Genomic DNA, 18,754 nt, shown 5'->3' with positions numbered 1-18,754 from the left:
AATTACAAAGGTATAAAACGTTTACCGTATCGTTGCGGCACTTTTGGCACCACAGCTGTCCGGCGAAAAAAATGTGCAGGCGTATTAAACAAGCCACACTGTATATGTGTCAAGCGCTTTGGGGGCGCAATTCACGTTTCAATATAAAACAAGCGCTCTAAAAGCGCTTGTTTGGGGAAAACAGGGGTAAAACGTTAGTGTTTTACTACCTCGCCGGCCGCGTCAGGCTTGGCCGCGGCAGCCGTGACAGCCTCCACCGCAGCGACGTCCGCCAACGCTTCAGGCATGCGTTCGAGGGCGATTTCCAGCACTTTGTCGATCCAGCGCACGGGAACGATCTCCAGTTTGTTCTTGACGTTGTCCGGAATATCGGCCAGGTCTTTCACATTCTGCTCTGGAATCAGGACCGTCTTGATGCCGCCGCGATGCGCTGCCAGCAGCTTTTCCTTCAGGCCACCGATCGGCAATACTTCGCCGCGCAAGGTGATCTCGCCCGTCATCGCCACGTCGGCGCGCACGGGGATGCCCGTGAAGACCGACACCATCGCCACCGTCATGGCCGCGCCAGCCGAAGGACCGTCCTTCGGTGTCGCGCCTTCCGGCACGTGGATGTGGATGTCGCTCTTCTCGAACACGTCCGCCTTGATGCCCAGGCGCTGTGCCCGGCTGCGCACCACCGTGCGGGCTGCCTCGATCGACTCTTTCATGACGTCGCCCAGGGTACCCGTGCGGATGATGCCGCCCTTGCCCGGCATCGACACGGCTTCGATGGTCAGCAGATCGCCGCCCACTTCCGTCCATGCCAGACCAACCACCTGGCCTACCTGGTTTTCTTTCTCTGCGACACCGAAATCATAACGGCGCACGCCAAGGAATTTATCCAGGTTCTTCGAGTTGACGATGACTTTCTTGTCGGATTTCTTCAGCAGCAGCATCTTGACCACCTTGCGGCAGATCTTCGACACTTCACGCTCGAGCGAACGCACACCGGCTTCCCGCGTGTAGTAGCGGATGATGTCGCGCAAGGCCGACTCGGCCACCGAGATTTCCTCTTCCTTCAAGCCATTGTTCTTGATCTGCTTCGGCAGCAGATAACGCTGCGCGATGCTGGTCTTTTCGTCTTCCGTGTAACCGGACAGACGGATCACTTCCATACGGTCGAGCAAGGCAGGCGGAATGTTGTACGAATTCGACGTGGCCACGAACATCACGTCGGACAAGTCGAAATCGACTTCGATGTAATGGTCGGAGAACGTGTGGTTCTGTTCCGGATCGAGCACTTCCAGCAGGGCCGACGATGGATCGCCACGGAAATCGGCGCCCATCTTGTCGACTTCATCGAGCAGGAACAAAGGATTGCGCACGCCGACTTTCGACAGCGATTGCAATATCTTGCCCGGCATCGAGCCGATGTAGGTGCGGCGGTGGCCGCGGATCTCGGCTTCGTCGCGCACGCCGCCCAGGGCCATGCGCACGAACTTGCGGTTCGTCGCGCGGGCGATGGACTGGCCCAGCGAAGTCTTGCCGACGCCCGGAGGACCGACGAAGCACAGGATAGGCGCTTTCAGCTTGTCGACGCGCTGTTGCACCGCGAGGTATTCCAGGATGCGTTCCTTGACCTTGTCGAGGCCGTAGTGGTCGCCCTCGAGCACTTTTTCCGCATTCGCCAGGTCGTTATTGACCTTGGATTTCTTTTTCCAAGGCAAATTGACCAGGGTGTCGATGTAGTTGCGCACGACGGTGGCTTCAGCCGACATCGGCGACATCAGCTTGAGTTTTTTCAGCTCGTTGGTGGCCTTGTCGAGCGCTTCCTTCGGCATCTTTGCCGAAGCGACTTTTTTCTCCAGCTCGTCGAGGTCGGCACCATCTTCGCCCTCGCCCAGCTCCTTCTGGATCGCCTTGACTTGCTCGTTCAGGTAGTACTCGCGCTGCGACTTTTCCATCTGGCGCTTGACGCGGCCGCGGATGCGCTTTTCCACCTGCAGGATGTCGAGCTCGCCTTCGAGCTGGCCCAGCAGGTGCTCGAGGCGCTTGGCCACGCTGAAAATTTCCAGGATGACTTGTTTTTGCTCAAGCTTCAGCGGCAGATGCGCGGCCACCGTGTCGGCCAGGCGGCCGGCATCGTCGATGCCCGACAGCGAAGCGAGGATTTCCGGTGGAATCTTTTTGTTCAGTTTGACGTACTGGTCGAACTGCTGCACGATCGCGCGGCGCATGGCTTCGACTTCCGACTCGTCGCCCGGCTCGGACTCGAGCGGCGTCAGGTCGGCGATGAAGTGCGTCGGCGCATCGCTGATGTGGTTGATGCGGGCACGCTGCGCGCCTTCGACCAGCACCTTGACGGTGCCATCGGGCAGCTTCAGCATTTGCAGAATATTGGCGACGCAGCCAATTTCATAGATATCCGAAGGAGACGGCTCGTCCTTCGCGGCTGCTTTTTGAGCGGCAAGCATGATGCTCTTACCCTGCTCCATCGCAGCTTCCAGCGCCTTGATCGACTTTGGACGGCCAACGAACAGCGGTATCACCATATGCGGGAAAACGACGACATCCCGCAACGGCAATAACGGCAGTTGAGTTTGCTCAGTTAATTTGGAAGTTGTCATGGCGTACCTTATAGAAAGCGTGTTTACGATGTTGGCGCTCGCTGCCAAAACACAAGACCGGCGAGAATAAATAATTCTGTGAAACAAACATTTTTCTGTCTATTTCGCAAAACACACCCGCATGACGGTAATAAATGCAGTTTTCACAGTAAAAAAGCCACGCGCAGCTAAGCGCCGCGAGTGGCTTTCCGATTGAAGCCTGCACTCATTGATTTAAATTGTACTGCCATGCATTAAGGAATCAAAACCCTTTTTATGCATTTGTCTCGGCAGTAATCAATTTTCTCCGGAGGCCTTGGCAGTCTCTTGATAAATCAACAAAGGTTTGGCGCCGCTGGTGATGGTATTTTCGTCGATGACGACTTTCACCACATTTTGTTCGCTCGGCAGTTCGTACATGACGTCCAGCAAAGCATGTTCCAGGATGGAACGCAGGCCACGGGCACCGGTCTTGCGCGCCAGCGCCTTCTTGGCGATCGCATGCAGGGCGGCCGGACGAATCTCCAGTTCCGCGCCTTCCATCTCGAGCAGCTTCGAATACTGCTTGATCAGCGCATTCTTCGGCTCGACCAGGATCTGGATCAGCGCTTCTTCCGTCAATTCAGCCAGGGTGGCGATAACGGGCAGACGGCCCACCAGTTCCGGGATCAGGCCGAACTTGACCAGATCTTCCGGTTCCGCTTGCAACATCAGTTCGCTGGCCGTGCTTTGCGACTTGCTGCGCACCGTGGCCGAGAAACCGATACCGCTCTTTTCGGAACGGTTGGCGATCACTTTCGACAGGCCGTCAAAGGCGCCGCCGCAAATGAACATGATGTTGGTCGTGTCGATCTGCACGAAATCCTGGTTCGGGTGCTTGCGGCCGCCTTGTGGCGGCACGGAAGCCATCGTGCCTTCGATGAGTTTGAGCAAGGCTTGCTGCACGCCCTCGCCCGACACGTCGCGCGTGATGGACGGATTGTCGGACTTGCGCGAAATCTTGTCGATCTCATCGATGTAGACGATGCCGCGCTGGGCTTTCTCGACGTCATAGTTGCAGCTTTGCAGCAGCTTCTGGATGATGTTTTCCACGTCTTCACCCACGTAACCGGCTTCGGTCAGGGTGGTGGCGTCGGCGATCACGAACGGCACGTTGAGCATGCGCGCCAGGGTCTGTGCCAGCAGGGTCTTGCCCGAACCGGTAGGACCGACCAGCAAGATGTTGCTCTTGGCCAGTTCGATGTCGTCTTTCTTGCCCAGGTGCTTGAGGCGCTTGTAATGGTTGTACACCGCCACCGACAGGATGCGCTTGGCAGTCTGCTGGCCGATCACGTACTGATCGAGCAAGGCGGCAATTTCTTGCGGCGTCGGCAGGTCGGATTTGGTACCGGTCACCGTCTCGATGCTCGACGTTTCATCACGGATGATGTCGTTGCACAAGTCGATGCACTCGTCGCAAATGAATACGGACGGGCCGGCGATGAGTTTCTTCACCTCGTGCTGGCTTTTGCCGCAGAACGAGCAATACAGTAATTTTTCGCCGCTAGAGGATTTTTTGTCTGACATAAGGCATTTTGGTTGGAACTGCATTAACAATATTGCAAAATCGCAAGCCGGATGTTGGTTGCCGCCCGTAAAGGCCGCTAGCCATGGCGCAAGTCAACAACGCGCACAAGCTCCATGCTACCCGAAATAAAAGCGAAACGCCCGAACGTTTGAGCGCCCGGGCGTTAACTTACGTACTTAGCAATACCGGTAGGGGCTCATCAAGCGCGGCTGGTCAACACTTTGTCGATCAAACCATACTCAACGGCCTCGTCGGCGGACATGAAACGGTCGCGGTCGGTGTCCTTGGCGATCTGTTCGATCGTCTGGCCCGTGCGCTCGGCCATGATGCCGTTCAAGCGGGTGCGCAGGTAAAGGATTTCCTTCGCCTGGATCTCGATATCGGACGCCATGCCTTGCGAACCACCGGACGGCTGGTGAATCATGATGCGCGAGTTCGGCAGCGAGAAACGCTTGCCCTTGGCGCCAGCGGCCAGCAGGAAAGCGCCCATCGAAGCAGCCATGCCCGTGCACAGGGTCGAGACGTCCGGCTTGATGAACTGCATGGTGTCGTAGATGGCCATGCCGGCCGAGACCGAACCACCTGGCGAGTTGATGTAGAGCGAGATTTCCTTTTCCGGATTTTCGCTTTCCAGGAACAGCAGCTGGGCGACAACCAGGTTGGCCATCTGGTCATTGACCGGGCCGACCATGAAAATCAAGCGTTCTTTCAGCAGGCGCGAGTAAATATCATACGAGCGCTCGCCGCGACCGCTTTGTTCCACCACCATCGGCACCAGGCCGAGCATCTCTGTGTCCAGCGCCGGATTACGGTTCATACCTGTCATTTCATTTCCTTGTGAAGCAGTTAGGGGATACTACCACCACCTTGAGACACCTGACAAAACCTACTGCGCGTCGCGATTTGCGGCCTCCGATGCTCACTGTGCATTCGCACAGCTCCGCTTCTCAGCCACAACTTCCATCCGCTCGCTACGGTTTTATCAGGTGTTAAAAGCTATCATGGCATCCCAATACCAACTGGTTTACGCTTGTGCGTTGCTTCCCATCAGTTCGTCGAAAGCAACTGCTTTCGTCGTGACTTTCGACAGGCCCAACACGTAGGTGACGACGTTTTCTTCCAATACAAGGGCTTCGATCTCACCCAGACGACGACGGTCGCTGTAGTAGTACTTCAGCACTTCGCGTGGATCTTCGTAGCTTTGGGCGAAATCTTCGATTTGCGCCTTGACTTGCTCAGGAGTAGCCTGCAGCTTGTTGTCGCCAACCAGTTGCGACAGGATCAGGCCCAGGCGTACGCGACGCTCGGCTTTTTCTGCGAACAGTTCTGCTGGGAAAGGCACGTCCTTGACGTTCATGCCGCGCTGCGCCATGTCCTGGCGGGTCATTTCGGCCAGGCGCTCGGAATCCTGAGCGATCAGCGTTTTTGGCACTTCCAGCTCAGCAACTTTGATCAGCGCGTCCATGACGGCTTCCTTGTTGCGTGCTTTTACGCGGCCAGCGACTTCACGTTGCAGGTTGACTTTGATGTCTTCGCGCATTTTGGCCAGGTCGCCATCGGCAACGCCCAGCGACTTTGCGAATTCAGCATCGACTTCCGGCAGGTGCGCCCATTCCAGTTTTTGCAGGGTGATGGTGAACGAAGCGGTTTTGCCGGCAACGTCTTTACCGTGGTAGTCCTCTGGGAACGACAGCGGGAAAGTCTTCGACTCGCCTACTTTCAGGCCCAGGGTCGCTGCTTCGAATTCTGGCAGCATGCGGCCTTCGCCCAGCACGAAAGCGTAGCCTTCAGCTTTGCCGCCTGGGAATTCAACACCGTCGATCGAGCCGACGAAGTCGACGGTCACGCGGTCGCCGTTGGCAGCGATCGGCTCACCGCCGTCGCCGTGTTCGCCAGCTTCGCCCTTGGTGTGGAAGTGCACGCGCTGCTTGCGCAGGATGTCGATGGTCTTGTCGATTTCGGCTTCCGACACGTCGGCTTGCACGGTTTCGATTTCAACGGCCGTCAGGTCGCCGATGGCGACTTCCGGATACACTTCGAACGTTGCGTCGAAAGCCAGCTGGCCTTCGGCTGCTTCTTCTTTCGGCACGATGTTCGGGAAACCCGCCACGCGCAGATTGTTTTCGTTGGCGGCGTCGTTGAACGCGCGGCCGACTTTGTCGTTCAGCACTTCGGATTCAATTTGGTAGCCGTATTGTGCTGCGACCATTTTCAACGGCACTTTGCCCGGACGGAAGCCCGGTGCCTTAGCCGTACGGGCTTGCACTTTCAGGCGCTTCTCAACTTCCGTGCGGACGTCCGTCAGCGGGAAGGAGATCGTGATACGACGTTCGAGTTTGCCCAAGGTTTCGACTGCAGTTGCCATGTAAAAAATCGTCCAAAAAATAAACACTGTTGGTGCGAGAAAAGAAGACCCGACCCCTTGCACCATCACTGGCAACAAGACATGGGCCCAGCTTCACTCGCTCGCATATTCATCTGTAAAAGTACTGCAAGCAGGACAATGGACCTGGTCTACCCGGCTGAGGGAAAAACCCGCACCAGGCACCAAACAATCCGCCGCTTCCAGTACTGCGACAGGGCTCCGAGCGTCCAGCCTTGCTTCTAAGTAAATGCAGGGCCGGCCATCATTCGGTAAAGCGTGGCATTATAACAAAGGACTTCGGGAAAGTGGCTGGCTTTGCAGCCCGGCCACAGAGGATACCAGCGGCGGCGAATGAATCGCCACAGCCTGGGGGTGCCCTGTCTTTACTCTTGCCCCGGCATTCTTTATTTCGCCAGAGACAGGCTTTCCAGCCTGCTTCGTTCATTAGTATATGCGAACTGGCGCCCCGTCCGAAACAAAGAAATGCGCCCAGAGCGAAGATTTCGGGCAAAAAACCTTTGATTTACCTCAATTTGGCCATTTTTCAGGCAAATCTCCGCCCGGGCCCTTCCCTGCCGTCCGATCTCTGGCGAAAAATGGCGCAAGCAAAGGCAGCCCGGATGACGGAAATACAGGAAAGGCGACAGGAAAAACAGGAAAGACGCCTGCAACGAGGCTGAAGAACAACTTGATGGTGCTGCACGTCCGGGCTGGAACAACCCGGATTGGTGCGGATGGGGAGACTCGAACTCCCAAGCCGAAGCACTGGCTTCTAAGACCAGCGTGTCTACCAATTCCACCACATCCGCATTTTGTACTACTTTGCACTGCTTGCCACAGGCGACTCCCTGATTTTAACAACTCGGGAGCGATCTGGCTACCGTGGACTCAACGAGCAAGCCCTCGGTAAAGCAAAGGCGGCATTCTACTGGATTTCCCAGAGGAATGCCGCCTTTTTTATGCCCGCGCCCTGGCGCTGGCTGCTAGCCCTCTTTTGCGGTCGCCGGCTCCGGCTTCCTGACCCGGAACCAGGCCGCATACAGGGCCGGCAAGAACAGCAAGGTCAAGGCCGTCGCCAGGATCAGGCCACCCATGATGGCGACTGCCATCGGCCCCCAGAACACCGAGCGCGACAACGGGATCATGGCCAGCGCCGCGGCGGCGGCCGTCAGCACGATGGGACGGCAGCGGCGCACGGCCGAGTCGATGATGGCGTCCCATGGGGCCGAACCATCGCGGATGTCTTGCTCGATCTGGTCGACAAGGATCACCGAGTTGCGGATGATCATGCCAAACAGCGCGATGACACCCAGGTTGGCCACGAAACCCAGCGGGCGGTGCAGCAGCAGCAAGGCAAAGGCGGCGCCCGCCACGCCCAGCGGCCCCGTCAGGAACACCAGCAGGGAACGCGAAAAACTGTGCAGCTGCAGCATCAGCAAGGTGAAGATGATAAAGATAGCCAGCGGCAAGTTCGCCGAGATCGACGCTTCCGCCTCGCCGCTGTCGGCCGCCACGCCTTTCACATTGATGCGGTAGCCGGCCGGCAACTTGGCCCGCAAGGCGTCCAGCTGCGGTGCCAGCTGCGTCGACACCGTCGCGCCCTGGATGCCATCGATCACGTCCGATTGCACGGTAATGGCCCATTCACGCTTGTCGCGCCAGACGACACCCGGCTCCCACACGAAATGCGCGCGGGCCAGCTGCGAGATGGGCACGGACTTGCCCGTCGCCGTCGGGATATTCGTGTCGTTCAGCACGGAAATCGTCGCCCGCTCTTCCAGCGGCTGGCGCACCTGGATGTCGATCAGCTTATTGTCTTCACGGAATTGGCCGATGACGGTGCCCGACAGAATCGTATTGGCCGCCTGCATCACCGTTTTCGAGGTGACGCCCAGCGCGCGCATCTTGTCCTGGTCCAGGTCCAGGCGCAGCACTTTCACCGATTCATTCCAGTTGTCGTTCACGCCCAGGGTGTTCGGATTGGCGCGCATGATGTCCTTGACCTGGTCGGCGATGGCGCGCACACCGGCCACTTCCGGTCCCGTGACGCGAAACTGCACGGGATACGGCACCGGCGGTCCGTTCGGCAACAGTTTTACGCGGCCCCGCACTTCCGGGAAATCTTTCTTGAAGACATCGACGATTTGCCGGCGCAAGCGTTCGCGGTCGGCCAGGCTCTTCGGCAAGACCACCACTTGCGATACGTTGGTCTGCGGGAAAATCTGGTCCAGCGGCAGGTAGAAACGGGGGCTACCCGTGCCGACATAGCTGGTCACGCTTTCCACGCCGTCGAGCTTGCCGACGAACGCTTCGAATTTCTTGACCTGCTTTTCATTCGCCGCAAAGGTCGTGCCTTCAGGCGACCACAGTTCCACCATCAGCTCAGGACGACTGGAATCGGGGAAGAATTGCTTTTCGATAAAGTTAAAGCCATAGATGCCCAGCGCAAAGATGGCCAGGGTGGCGGCGATCGTCGTCTTGCGCCATTCCACGCACCAGGTGACGGCGCGGCGGAAGCGGCGGAAGTTCGGCGTATCGAACAATTCATGGTCGTTGTGCGCGTGCGGCTTGACCTTCAGCAAGACGTAGCCGATGTAGGGCGTGAAGACGACGGCCACCACCCACGAGATAATCAAGGCCAACGCATTGACGGAGAACAAGGAGAACGTGTATTCGCCGGCGGCCGACTTGGCCAGGCCGATGGGCAAGAAGCCCGCCACCGTGATCAGGGTGCCCGTCAGCATGGGCATGGCCGTCGATGTGTAGGCGAAGGTGGCCGCGTCGAAACGCGACATGCCCTCTTCCATCTTGCGCACCATCATCTCGACGGCAATGATGGCGTCATCGACCAGCAAGCCCAGCGCGATGATCAGGGCGCCCAGGGAAATCTTGTGCAAGTCGATGTCGAGCAGGCGCATGAACAGGAAGGTGACGGCCAGCACCAGCGGGATGGTCAGCGCCACCACCAGGCCGGGCCGCACGTCGATGCGCAGCGGCTTGGTGTGCAAGCCCAGCGCGACAAAGCTGACGGCCAGCACGATCAGGATGGCTTCGATCAGGGTATGCACGAATTCACCCACGGAGGCGGACACGGCTTCCGGCTGGTTCGACACGCGCTGCAACTCTATGCCGACCGGCAATTCGCTCTTCATGCGCGTCACCGTCGCCTGCAAGGCCTTGCCCATGTCGATGATATTGCCGCCCTTTTCCATCGACACGCCCAGGCCGATCACTTCCTTGCCATTGAAACGCATCTTGTCCTTGGGAGGATCGACGAGTTCACGTTTTACTGTGGCAAAATCACCAAGGCGGAAAGTCGTGCCGTTGGCGCGCAGTTCCAGGTTTTCCAGGTCCTTGACGGTCACCATGGCGCCCGTCACGCGCACTTGCAGATTGTCCGTCGGCGTCACCAGCACGCCGGTGGCGTTGATGCTGTTTTGCGCGGACAGTTGCTGCACGATGGCGTCGAACGGAATGCCCAGCTGGGCAAATTTCTTGTGCGAAAAGATGATATTGATCTTTTCATCCTGCACGCCGAACAGCTCCACCTTCGATACCTGCCCCACGGCCAGCAGTTCCTGGCGCACCTTGTCCGCGTAATCCTTCATTTCCGCGTACGTAAAACCATCGCCGGACAGGGCGAAGATGGAGCCGTACGTGTCGCCGAACTCGTCATTGAAGAACGGGCCCACGACGCCGGCCGGCAAGGTACCCTGGATGTCGCCGATCTTCTTGCGCACCTGGTACCAGGCGGCCGCCGTTTCCTTGGGCGGCGCCGATTCGCGCAACTCCAGCAGGATCAAGGTTTCGCCCGGCTTCGAATAGCTGGTGATCTCGTCGATGTACGGCGTTTCCTGCAGTTTCTTTTCCAGCTTGTCCGTCACCTGCTCGGCCATCTGCAAGGCCGTGGCGCCGGGCCAGTAGGCTTGCAAGACCATGGCGCGGAAGGTGAACGGGGGATCTTCATCCTGGCCCAGGCTGGCGTAGCTGAGCATGCCGCCGATCAGCAGCACGGCCATCAGGTAGCGCGTCAGCGGGATGTGTTCGAGCGCCCAGCGCGACAGATTGAAGCCGCCCTTCATTTGGCCGCACCCACGCTGACGGGGGCGGCGGCCACTTCAGGCTTGCTGGCCAGTTCGGCGCCGAGAATGGTCACTTTCTGGCCCGGCTTGAGCAGGTTGACGCCGGCCGTGACGACCGTCTGGCCTTCCTTCACGCCCGAGGTCAGCAGCAACTCATTGCCCGCCACGCCGCCCACCGTCACCGGCACGAGCTTCACGGCGCCGTTTTCCACCACCCACACGGAACTTTGCGATTTCTCATTGAACAGGGCCGTCAACGGCACCTTGATCTGCGGCGTAGTCGTTTGCGAGGCGAACTGCACCACGGCCGTCATGCCCAGGCGTGCCTGCGGCGCGTCCGGGATGCTGACTTTCGCCAGGTAGGTGCGCGTGGCGGCATCGGCCACGGGCGATACTTCGCGTATCTTGCCCGGCAACGCCTGCTTCGGGTCGGCCCACAGGCGCACCACCACATCCTTGACGCCGCGCAAGGTTTCAACCTTATCTTCAGGAATGCCGATCATGACTTCCTTCTCGCCGCTCCTGGCCACTTGCACCACGGGCGCGCCGGGTGCCACCACCTGCCCCACTTCAGCCTCGATGCGCGTGACGACGCCATCGACGTCAGCCAGCAAGCTGGCATAGCCGGACTGGTTCGCCTGGCCCCGGTACAGGGCCTGGGCCGCTTCCACGTTTGCCTGCGCCGCCTTGTAGGTGGCATCCTTGCCGTCGAGCACGGCCTGGCTGACGAAGTTCTTCTCGCGCAAATCCTGGTAGCGCTTCAATTCCGCGCGCGCCAGGTCGCGGCTCGTCTCCGCGCTGACCAGCGAGGCCTTGGCCTGCGCCTGCGACAGCTGCAAGTCGACAGGATCGAGCTGCATCAGGACTTGCCCCTTCTTCACGCTGGCGCCCACGTCGACCTTGCGCGCCACGATCTTGCCGCCCACGCGGAAGCCCAGCTGCGATACGACACGGGGCACGACCTCGCCCGACAGCTCGGCACTCACGTCAACATTACTGCTAGACAACACAATCGCGCGCACGGGGCGCACGTCTTCCACTTTGACGGCAGGCTTGGAACAGGCCGCCAGGGTCATCGCCAGGGCGGCGGCGGCGATCAGCCGCAGGGCAGGAAGTGCGGAAGCGCCGGTCTCGCGGCGCAGGGTTTTCAGGGCAAACAAGGTATTTTCCTTTACTATGCGGGCTGTAATATTTTTATGCGGAGAAACTTTTTGCCTGTCCTTTGGGCCAGGCCAAACTTTTTCGCACGCGATATCCTTAAATTTGTGACAATATCAGTTTGGTCATGGCGGAAGTACTCTTCGCCTAATGACTTTCTGGTTATTAATTATAATCGTGCGTAAAAGTTTTTAGTGACTTATGCGTCATTAATCTTGAGACGTACAACGCCCGGCCACATTCCAGCGTTTGAGGGTGCCGGACAAACGCAAGACTAGAGAAGTGTGTTCATGCCTGTAGACCATTACGAAAATTTTCCTGTTGCATCATTTTTACTGCCGCGCCGCCTGGTGCCCGCCGTCGAAGCCATCTATGCCTTCGCCCGCAGCGCCGACGACCTGGCCGACGAAGGCGACGCCACGCCGGCCGAGCGCCTGGCGGCCCTGCACGCCTACGAAGAGGCGCTGGGCCGCATCGCCCGCCACGAAGGCCATGGGGGCGAGAACGCCGCCATGTTCGAACGCTTGGCCGCCGTCATTGCCAAACACCAGTTGCCGCTGAAGCCATTCCACGATCTGTTGTCCGCCTTCAAGCAGGATGTGGAAACGACGCGCTACGCCAGCTATGACGACGTGCTCGATTACTGCGCCCGTTCCGCCAACCCCGTGGGGCTGCTGATGCTGCACCTGTATGGCGCGGCCGATGAACAGAATGTACGCGATTCCGATGCCATATGTTCAGCTTTGCAACTAATTAATTTCTTGCAAGACGTCGCCATCGACCAGCAAAAAGAGCGCATCTACCTGCCGATGGAAGACCTGACCCGCTTTGCCGTCTCCGCCGCCGCCTTCGAGCGGCCCGAGGCGCACGGCAAGTGGAGCGCCCTGATGCGCTTTGAAGTGGCCCGCACGCGCGCCCTGATGCTGTCCGGCGCACCGCTGGCCCTGCGTTTGCGCGGGCGCATCGGCTGGGAGTTGCGCCTGGTGGTGCAAGGGGGATTGCGCATACTCGAGTGCATCGAAGCCGTCAATTACGACGTGTTCCGGCGCCGCCCCAAGCTGGAGAAACGCGACTGGCTGATCATTTTCTGGCGCGCCCTGCGCATGTCGCGCAAAAGCTTGCATCAAGAGACACAAGTAAAAACGGCTTTTCCCCCGTCGCCCACTCTGTAAGACGATAGAATAGCGGCTTCGATCTGCAACCCTTGCTCTTTTGACTATGTCTCCCGACGAATACTGCCAACAAAAGGCCGCCCAGAGCGGCTCCAGCTTCTACTACAGCTTCCTGTTCCTGCCCGCCGAGCGCCGCAAGGCCATCACGGCCCTGTACGCCTTCTGCCGCGAAGTCGATGACACGGTCGACGAATGCACGGACGAAGCCGTGGCACGCACCAAGCTGGTCTGGTGGCGCAAGGAAGTCAAGGCCATGTACGAGGGCAATCCCACGCATCCCGTGATGCGCGCGCTGCAGCCGCACCTGGACGTATATAAACTGGAAGAAAAGCATTTGCAGGCCATCATCGACGGCATGGAAATGGACTTGAACCAGACCCGCTACCTCGACTACCAGGCCATGAGCCGCTATTGCTGGCACGTGGCCAGCGTGGTGGGAATCTTGTCGGCCAGCATCTTCGGCGCGACCCGCCCGGAAACCCTGCTGTATGCGGAAAAGCTGGGCCATGCCTTCCAGCTCACCAATATCATCCGCGACGTGGGCGAAGACGCGCGCAAGGGGCGCATCTACCTGCCGATCAGCGAACTGCAGCAATTCAATGTGACGGCGGCCGACTTGCTGAACGCGCGCCACAGCGAAAACTTTGAAAACCTCATGCGTTTCCAAGTGGCGCGCGCGCAAAAGGCGTATGACGAAGCCTTCGCGCTCTTGCCGGCAGAAGACCGCCGCGCCCAGCGCCCGGGCCTGATCATGGCCGCCATCTATCGCACCCTGCTCAATGAAGTCGAACGCGACGGCTACCACGTGCTGAAACAGCGCATCTCGCTCACGCCGATCCGTAAACTGTGGCTGGCCTGGAAGACCTGGGTTCGTGGCTGACAAGGCCGTGAAGCAGCGCTACGCCGTCATCGGCGCCGGCTGGGCTGGCTGCGCGGCGGCCATGGAACTGGCGCGCGCCGGTCACGCGGTGAGTGTATTCGAGGCGGCGCGCACCCTGGGCGGACGCGCGCGCCGGGTCGAACGCGAAAGCACTGTGCTCGACAACGGCCAGCACATCTTGCTGGGCGCTTACACGGAAACCTTGCGCCTCATCAAGCTGGCGGGGCAAGACCCTGCCAAGCTGATCCTCACCCTGCCCCTGCAGATGCGCTATCCGGCCGGCTCGGGCGGCATGGATTTCATCGCGCCGCGCCTGCCCGCGCCACTGCACCTGGCATGGGCCCTGCTGCGCGCCCAGGGATTATTGCGCGCCGACAAGCTGGCCCTGATGCGCTTTTCCACGGCCATGCGGACGATGGGCTGGCAGCTGTATAACGATTGCTCGGTCAGCGAATTGCTGCAGCGCTTCGACCAGACGGACCGTCTGAACCGGCTGATGTGGCACCCGCTGTGCCTGGCCGCATTGAATACCCCGCCCGAGCGCGCCTCGGCCCGCGTCTTCCTCAACGTGCTGCGCGACAGCCTGGGCGCGAGCCGCCGCGCCTCCGACATGCTGATCCCGAAGGCGAACCTGAGTGCCCTGTTACCCGACGCGGCAAGCCGCTACGTGGTGCAGCATGGCGGTGCAGTCCGCACGGGCGCTAAGGTGACCGCTTTGCAGGCGCTGCCCGATGGCCGCTGGGGGCTTGATGACGGCGTCGATGACGGCGAGCACTATGATGGCGTGATCGTGGCCACCTCGTCCGTGCAGGCGGCCAGCCTGCTGCAAGGCTTGCAGGATGCCCGCCTTGCCGATGCAATTGAGCGCATGCAAGCGTTCACGCCGGAAGCCATCAGCACCTGTTACCTGCAGTACGATGCCTCGGTGCGCCTGGACTTGCCGTTCTACGCCCTCGTCGATGCGCCGGAGCAACAGCACTGGGGCCAGTTCGTCTTCGACCGGGGCCAGCTCGACAGCAACCAGGCGGGCTTGCTGGCCGTCGTCATCAGCGCCTCCGGCTATGCCGCCGAGCAAGGCCATGGACCGCTGGCGCAAGCGATCGCGGCGCAGCTGGCCCAGGTGTTGCAGCGCCCTGCCCTGGCGCAGCCCCTGTGGACCCAGCTGATCACGGAAAAGCGCGCCACCTTTGCCTGCACGCCCGACCTGGCTCGCCCCGGCAACGCCAGCGGCGTGCCTGGCTTGCTGCTGGCAGGCGACTACACGGCCAATGATGACCGGACGCAAGACTATCCGGCCACCATCGAGGCTGCCGTGCGCAGCGGCGTGGCGGCGGCAAAAGCCATTACCACGGGCAAGGTGGCAAAGTAGACTTGACGGTGCATCCTCCCCTGGTGTCGCTCGCCCCCGCGAAATTGCATTCTGTCGCACCGCGCTGGTGCGCTCGCGTGCGCTTGGGTACAGTCTGATCATCGACAACGGCCATGCCACGGGGAATACCATGCACACCACCTTGCACTTGAAAAACAACTTGAAAGCCCTGGCGCTGCTGGCTGGTGTGGTGCTGGCCACATTCATCGTCATTCACGTACAGCAGGCGCCACAGGCACCATTGCTGCTGAGCCAGGCAAGCATGCTGCTGCCGGCCATGGGCTGAAGCGGCGGACAGGAAGAATATGATGAACAAACAAGATTATCTCGACGCACTGCGGCGCGCGCTGGCAGGCTTGCCACCGGACCTGGTCGCCAAGACGCTCGACTATTACGAACAGACCTTCATCGAAGGCGCTGCGGCCGGCCGCAGCGAACACGAGATCGCAGACGACCTGGGCGACCCGAAAAAAATCGCCCTTACCTTGCGCAACAGCACGCACCGCCAGGCTTTCGAGCAAAAGAAAACCCCCGTCAACCTGCTGCGCCTGCTCGTCTCGCTGGTGGGCCTGGCCATCTTCAACCTGTTCATGGTCGTGCCTGCCGCCGTGTATGCAGCCCTGCTGGCCACCCTGTACGCCGTCGGCCTGAGCTTTTACCTGGCCGGCATCGCCATCACGGCCAGCGGTTTGTCCGGCGCCAACGAACTGGTGCTCGACGGTCCCCTGCGCCACGTCTTCATCCACGACGATGACGGCGTTGAAAACGGCGAACGGCGCGAAACGCGCATCACCATCGGCGACACGGGCATCGAAGTCGATCACCTGCCCGGCCGCTTGCAGCATGACCCGGCCGAGTCCGAGCCCGGGGCGCCCGGCGCTTCCTCGCGCATGATGGAGCGGGCCGAAGCGCTGGCCGGCGGGGGCATCCGCATCTCCACCGACATGGACCGCGATGCGCGCACCACGCAAACCGTCTTTGGCGTGGGTATGCTGCTCGGCGGCATCGCCATCTTCCTGCTCAGTCTGGTCGTAACGCGCTATACCTTGATCGGCATCAAGCGCTACGTTGCCATGAATGTTTCCCTGCTCAAAGGTCACTAGAAAGGCTGCCATGAAACGCTTGCTCAAAGTTGGCCTGTCCATGCTCTTGCTGGCACTGGTCCTGATCGCCATGTCATATGCGGCGCTGCGCGCCAAGGGAATCAGCAATCCCAGCAGCGCCGCCGGCCGTGCCGTGCGCAGCGAAACGCGCCCGGTTTCCCCCAATATCAACAGCATCGACCTGGCCGGCCCCATCGACCTGGTGCTGCGCCGTGGCGCCACGCCCTCGCTGAAGGTCAGCGGCGAACAGCGTCTGCTGTCCAACGTCGACACCACGCAGGATGGCACGACCCTGCATATCGGCCCGAAAGGCATGCTGTTCCACCACCGCCAGCCCCTGCAGGTGGAACTGGTGCTGCCCGCCCTCGTCCGCGTCGAAGTACACGGCAATGGCGACAGCAAGATCACGGGATTTTCCGGAGACAGTTTCATCCTGGAATTGACGGGTTCGGGCGATGTCAGTTTCACGGGACGCTACAAGCAGGTGCAAGCCACGGTCAACGGTAGCGGCGACCTCGACATCAATGGCGGCAACAGCGACAGCGTGGTGCTGGAAATGGTGGGGTCCGGGCGCATCGCCGCCAGCGGCAATACCAAGTTCCTGCGTGCCGATCTGAGCGGTTCAGGCGATATCGATGCCGAGCACCTGGCCGCCGACAAGGCCAGCGTCAGCCTGCAAGGCTCCGGCACGAGCACCGTCTTCGTGCGCGACGCCAGCAACCTGACCCTGCGCGGCAGCGGCGACATCCACGTCCACGGCAACCCGCGCCAGCGCGAGACGCAGAAAAGCGGCTCGGGCGAAATTACCTGGCACTAACGTTCTCTTCCAGCCAACTGACCGCCTGCTCGCCGGCCGCCTTGCCTTGCGCCAGGCAGGCCGTCAGCAGGTAACCGCCCGTCGGCGCTTCCCAGTCCAGCATTTCCCCCGCCAGGAACACCCCCGGCATGGCGCGCAGCATGCTGCCTTTGACACCGTCGAATTCCACGCCGCCGGCGCTGCTGATGGCTTCATCGATGGGGCGCGGACGCACAAGTCGGACGGGCAGCAGCTTGATGGCGTCCGCCAGCCTGGCTTCATCGGCGAAGTCGGCCGCGCTCAGGCATTCGCGCAGCAAGCCCGATTTCACGCCCTTGATGCCCAGACGGCTATTCAGGTGGCTGGACATGGAGCGGGAACCGCGCGGGCGCGTCACTTCCTCGAACACGCGTGCATGCGTGTAGTCGGGCGCCAGGTCTAGCCAGATGGTGGTGCTGCCCTCGGCGGTGATCTGCTCGCGCAGCGCGGCCGACAGCGCGTAGATCAGGCTGCCCTCGACGCCGCCCGCCGTGATGACGAACTGGCCCTGGCGCTTGATCGTCAAGCCATCGATATCGCGCGCCGTGATGGCCACGGTGGCCAGCGGTTCGCCGGCATGGCGGCTGCTGAAATGCCCGCTCCAGTCAACGTCGAAGCCGCAATTGGCCGGCGCCAGGGGGGCCACGGCCACGCCCTGCTCTCGCAGCAGCGGCACCCAGGCGCCGTCCGATCCCAGCCGCGCCCAGCTGCCGCCACCGAGCGCCAGGATCACGGCGTCGAAAGCGAATAACCGCTCGCCGTCCGGCGTGGCAAAGGCCAGCTGGCCGTCGCGCCAGCCCGTCCAGCGGTGGCGCATGTGAAATTGCACGCCCGCTTCGCGCAGGCGGTGCAGCCAGGCGCGCAGCAAGGGCGCCGCCTTCATGTCCGTCGGGAAGACACGGTTCGAGGAGCCGACGAAAGTATCCACGCCCAGGCCGTGCACCCAGTCGCGCACCTTTTGCGGGCCGAACTGGTCCAGCGCCGGCTTGAGCCAGCGGGCCGGCCTGCCGTAACGCGAGACGAAGGACTGGTAGTCTTCCGCATGCGTGATATTCATGCCGCCGCGTCCCGCCAGCAGGAATTTGCGGCCGACGGACGGCATGGCATCGAACAGCTCCACCCTGGCTCCCTGGTCGGTGGCAGCCTGGGCGGCCATCAGGCCGGCAGGGCCGCCGCCGATGACGGCGATGTGAAAGGGAGGAAGGCTGGAATGGGTCATGGCAAGCTGGAAAGACGGTGAAAACCCCGGCATTTTAGTCGAGATAAGGCGCGGGGATGGCAAGAATGCCGAAAAATGATGCATACTGCGCCAACATGCTGCAGCGATCGGCACTTTGACTTCACGAGACAACGAGACGACAAGAGGAGAAACACATGGGTGCAGGATTCTGGATTTCCCGTTATTTGCTGGCCAGTTCGATCTTATTCATCATCCTGACGGTGGTCGAGTACAGCAAGGGCACCACCAGCCAGGCCGACATCCTCAGCGCGCTGGCCTGGTCGCTGGTGGCGTCGGCCATCTTCATCGGTTCGAAATACTGGCGCTACAAGAAAGCCATCGCCTGCGCCACGTGCAGCGGGGACAAACCGAAAAGCAAGTCTTCATGAAAAAACGGCCACTTCGATGAAGTGGCCGTC

14 protein-coding genes and 1 tRNA gene are annotated in these 18,754 nt (G+C 60.6%); 7 read left to right on the top strand and 8 right to left on the bottom strand.

Translation table 11 applies throughout. The features are described from left to right. Positions 1 to 194 precede the first annotated feature (194 nt). From lon to CSQ91_RS05855, 7 genes are all read right to left on the bottom strand, one after another. Positions 195 to 2,606 (bottom strand): endopeptidase La, encoded by a 2,412-nt coding sequence (lon, locus tag CSQ91_RS05885; protein ID WP_034787304.1) that lies wholly within the window; start codon positions 2,604 to 2,606, stop codon positions 195 to 197. 276 nt (positions 2,607 to 2,882) lie between these two features. Then, on the bottom strand, positions 2,883 to 4,151 hold the full coding sequence (clpX, locus tag CSQ91_RS05880) for an ATP-dependent Clp protease ATP-binding subunit ClpX (RefSeq protein ID WP_034787303.1): 1,269 nt from the start codon (positions 4,149 to 4,151) through the stop codon (positions 2,883 to 2,885). A gap of 200 nt (positions 4,152 to 4,351) precedes the next feature. Beyond that, positions 4,352 to 4,969 carry an ATP-dependent Clp endopeptidase proteolytic subunit ClpP gene (gene clpP, locus CSQ91_RS05875; protein WP_369811567.1) on the bottom strand — a complete coding sequence of 206 codons (618 nt, stop codon included), beginning with the start codon at positions 4,967 to 4,969 and terminating at the stop codon, positions 4,352 to 4,354. 207 nt (positions 4,970 to 5,176) lie between these two features. Continuing rightward, positions 5,177 to 6,517 carry a trigger factor gene (gene tig / locus CSQ91_RS05870; protein ID WP_070256539.1) on the bottom strand — a complete coding sequence of 447 codons (1,341 nt, stop codon included), beginning with the start codon at positions 6,515 to 6,517 and terminating at the stop codon, positions 5,177 to 5,179. A 726-nt stretch (positions 6,518 to 7,243) separates the two neighbouring features. Continuing rightward, positions 7,244 to 7,326: transfer RNA gene (locus CSQ91_RS05865), tRNA-Leu, on the bottom strand. Between the two features lie 174 nt (positions 7,327 to 7,500). Next, positions 7,501 to 10,599, bottom strand: coding sequence for an efflux RND transporter permease subunit (locus CSQ91_RS05860; protein ID WP_099387656.1), 3,099 nt, complete (start codon positions 10,597 to 10,599; stop codon positions 7,501 to 7,503). Beyond that, positions 10,596 to 11,759: an efflux RND transporter periplasmic adaptor subunit gene (locus CSQ91_RS05855; RefSeq protein WP_099387655.1), complete on the bottom strand. Its 1,164-nt coding sequence runs from the start codon at positions 11,757 to 11,759 to the stop codon at positions 10,596 to 10,598. Before CSQ91_RS05855 ends, CSQ91_RS05860 begins: the two co-directional genes overlap by 4 nt. A 288-nt stretch (positions 11,760 to 12,047) precedes the next feature. Between CSQ91_RS05855 and hpnC the strand changes: the two genes are divergently transcribed. The 6 genes from hpnC (at position 12,048) to CSQ91_RS05825 (ending at position 17,098) form a co-directional block, all read left to right on the top strand. Then, positions 12,048 to 12,929, top strand: a complete 882-nt coding sequence (gene hpnC / locus CSQ91_RS05850) for a squalene synthase HpnC (RefSeq protein ID WP_034787618.1) — start codon at positions 12,048 to 12,050, stop codon at positions 12,927 to 12,929. 46 nt (positions 12,930 to 12,975) lie between these two features. Continuing rightward, complete coding sequence (gene hpnD, locus CSQ91_RS05845; RefSeq protein WP_058050483.1) at positions 12,976 to 13,809, top strand: presqualene diphosphate synthase HpnD; 834 nt, start codon at positions 12,976 to 12,978, stop codon at positions 13,807 to 13,809. Beyond that, complete coding sequence (gene hpnE / locus CSQ91_RS05840; RefSeq protein WP_099387654.1) at positions 13,802 to 15,178, top strand: hydroxysqualene dehydroxylase HpnE; 1,377 nt, start codon at positions 13,802 to 13,804, stop codon at positions 15,176 to 15,178. Before hpnD ends, hpnE begins: the two co-directional genes overlap by 8 nt. Positions 15,179 to 15,308: 130 nt before the next feature. Continuing rightward, positions 15,309 to 15,464, top strand: coding sequence for a hypothetical protein (locus CSQ91_RS28865; RefSeq protein ID WP_180278355.1), 156 nt, complete (start codon positions 15,309 to 15,311; stop codon positions 15,462 to 15,464). A 19-nt stretch (positions 15,465 to 15,483) separates the two neighbouring features. Continuing rightward, positions 15,484 to 16,281, top strand: coding sequence for a DUF1700 domain-containing protein (locus tag CSQ91_RS05830; protein ID WP_257217233.1), 798 nt, complete (start codon positions 15,484 to 15,486; stop codon positions 16,279 to 16,281). A gap of 10 nt (positions 16,282 to 16,291) precedes the next feature. Further along, positions 16,292 to 17,098 carry a head GIN domain-containing protein gene (locus CSQ91_RS05825; protein WP_034787287.1) on the top strand — a complete coding sequence of 269 codons (807 nt, stop codon included), beginning with the start codon at positions 16,292 to 16,294 and terminating at the stop codon, positions 17,096 to 17,098. On the opposite strand, the gene CSQ91_RS05820 is transcribed toward CSQ91_RS05825, so the two are convergent. Further along, positions 17,085 to 18,335, bottom strand: a complete 1,251-nt coding sequence (locus tag CSQ91_RS05820) for a TIGR03862 family flavoprotein (RefSeq protein ID WP_099387652.1) — start codon at positions 18,333 to 18,335, stop codon at positions 17,085 to 17,087. The genes CSQ91_RS05825 and CSQ91_RS05820 overlap by 14 nt on opposite strands. A gap of 155 nt (positions 18,336 to 18,490) precedes the next feature. On the opposite strand from CSQ91_RS05820, the gene CSQ91_RS05815 reads away from it, so the two are divergent. Further along, entirely contained in the window at positions 18,491 to 18,724 is a 234-nt protein-coding gene (locus CSQ91_RS05815) for a hypothetical protein (RefSeq protein WP_099387651.1), read from the top strand. The last annotated feature ends 30 nt before the right edge of the window (positions 18,725 to 18,754 follow it).

Source organism: Janthinobacterium sp. BJB301, from assembly GCF_002735685.1.
In the GTDB taxonomy this organism is placed as follows: Bacteria; Pseudomonadota; Gammaproteobacteria; order Burkholderiales; family Burkholderiaceae_D; genus Janthinobacterium; species Janthinobacterium lividum.
The sequence above is the reverse complement of the archived record's forward strand: the minus strand, read 5'-3'. Positions and strand labels throughout refer to the sequence as shown.

Bases quoted from the DNA above. Each gene is read 5' to 3' on its own strand.
- CSQ91_RS05825 (WP_034787287.1), top strand. From the start codon at position 16,292: ATGAAACGCTTGCTCAAAGTTGGCCTGTCCATGCTCTTGCTGGCACTG.
- CSQ91_RS05860 (WP_099387656.1), bottom strand. From the start codon at position 10,599: ATGAAGGGCGGCTTCAATCTGTCGCGCTGGGCGCTCGAACACATCCCG.
- hpnC (WP_034787618.1), top strand. From the start codon at position 12,048: ATGCCTGTAGACCATTACGAAAATTTTCCTGTTGCATCATTTTTACTG.
- clpP (WP_369811567.1), bottom strand. From the start codon at position 4,969: ATGAACCGTAATCCGGCGCTGGACACAGAGATGCTCGGCCTGGTGCCG.
- CSQ91_RS05815 (WP_099387651.1), top strand. From the start codon at position 18,491: ATGGGTGCAGGATTCTGGATTTCCCGTTATTTGCTGGCCAGTTCGATC.
- CSQ91_RS05820 (WP_099387652.1), bottom strand. From the start codon at position 18,335: ATGACCCATTCCAGCCTTCCTCCCTTTCACATCGCCGTCATCGGCGGC.
- CSQ91_RS28865 (WP_180278355.1), top strand. From the start codon at position 15,309: ATGCACACCACCTTGCACTTGAAAAACAACTTGAAAGCCCTGGCGCTG.
- hpnD (WP_058050483.1), top strand. From the start codon at position 12,976: ATGTCTCCCGACGAATACTGCCAACAAAAGGCCGCCCAGAGCGGCTCC.
- lon (WP_034787304.1), bottom strand. From the start codon at position 2,606: ATGACAACTTCCAAATTAACTGAGCAAACTCAACTGCCGTTATTGCCG.
- clpX (WP_034787303.1), bottom strand. From the start codon at position 4,151: ATGTCAGACAAAAAATCCTCTAGCGGCGAAAAATTACTGTATTGCTCG.
- CSQ91_RS05830 (WP_257217233.1), top strand. From the start codon at position 15,484: ATGATGAACAAACAAGATTATCTCGACGCACTGCGGCGCGCGCTGGCA.
- tig (WP_070256539.1), bottom strand. From the start codon at position 6,517: ATGGCAACTGCAGTCGAAACCTTGGGCAAACTCGAACGTCGTATCACG.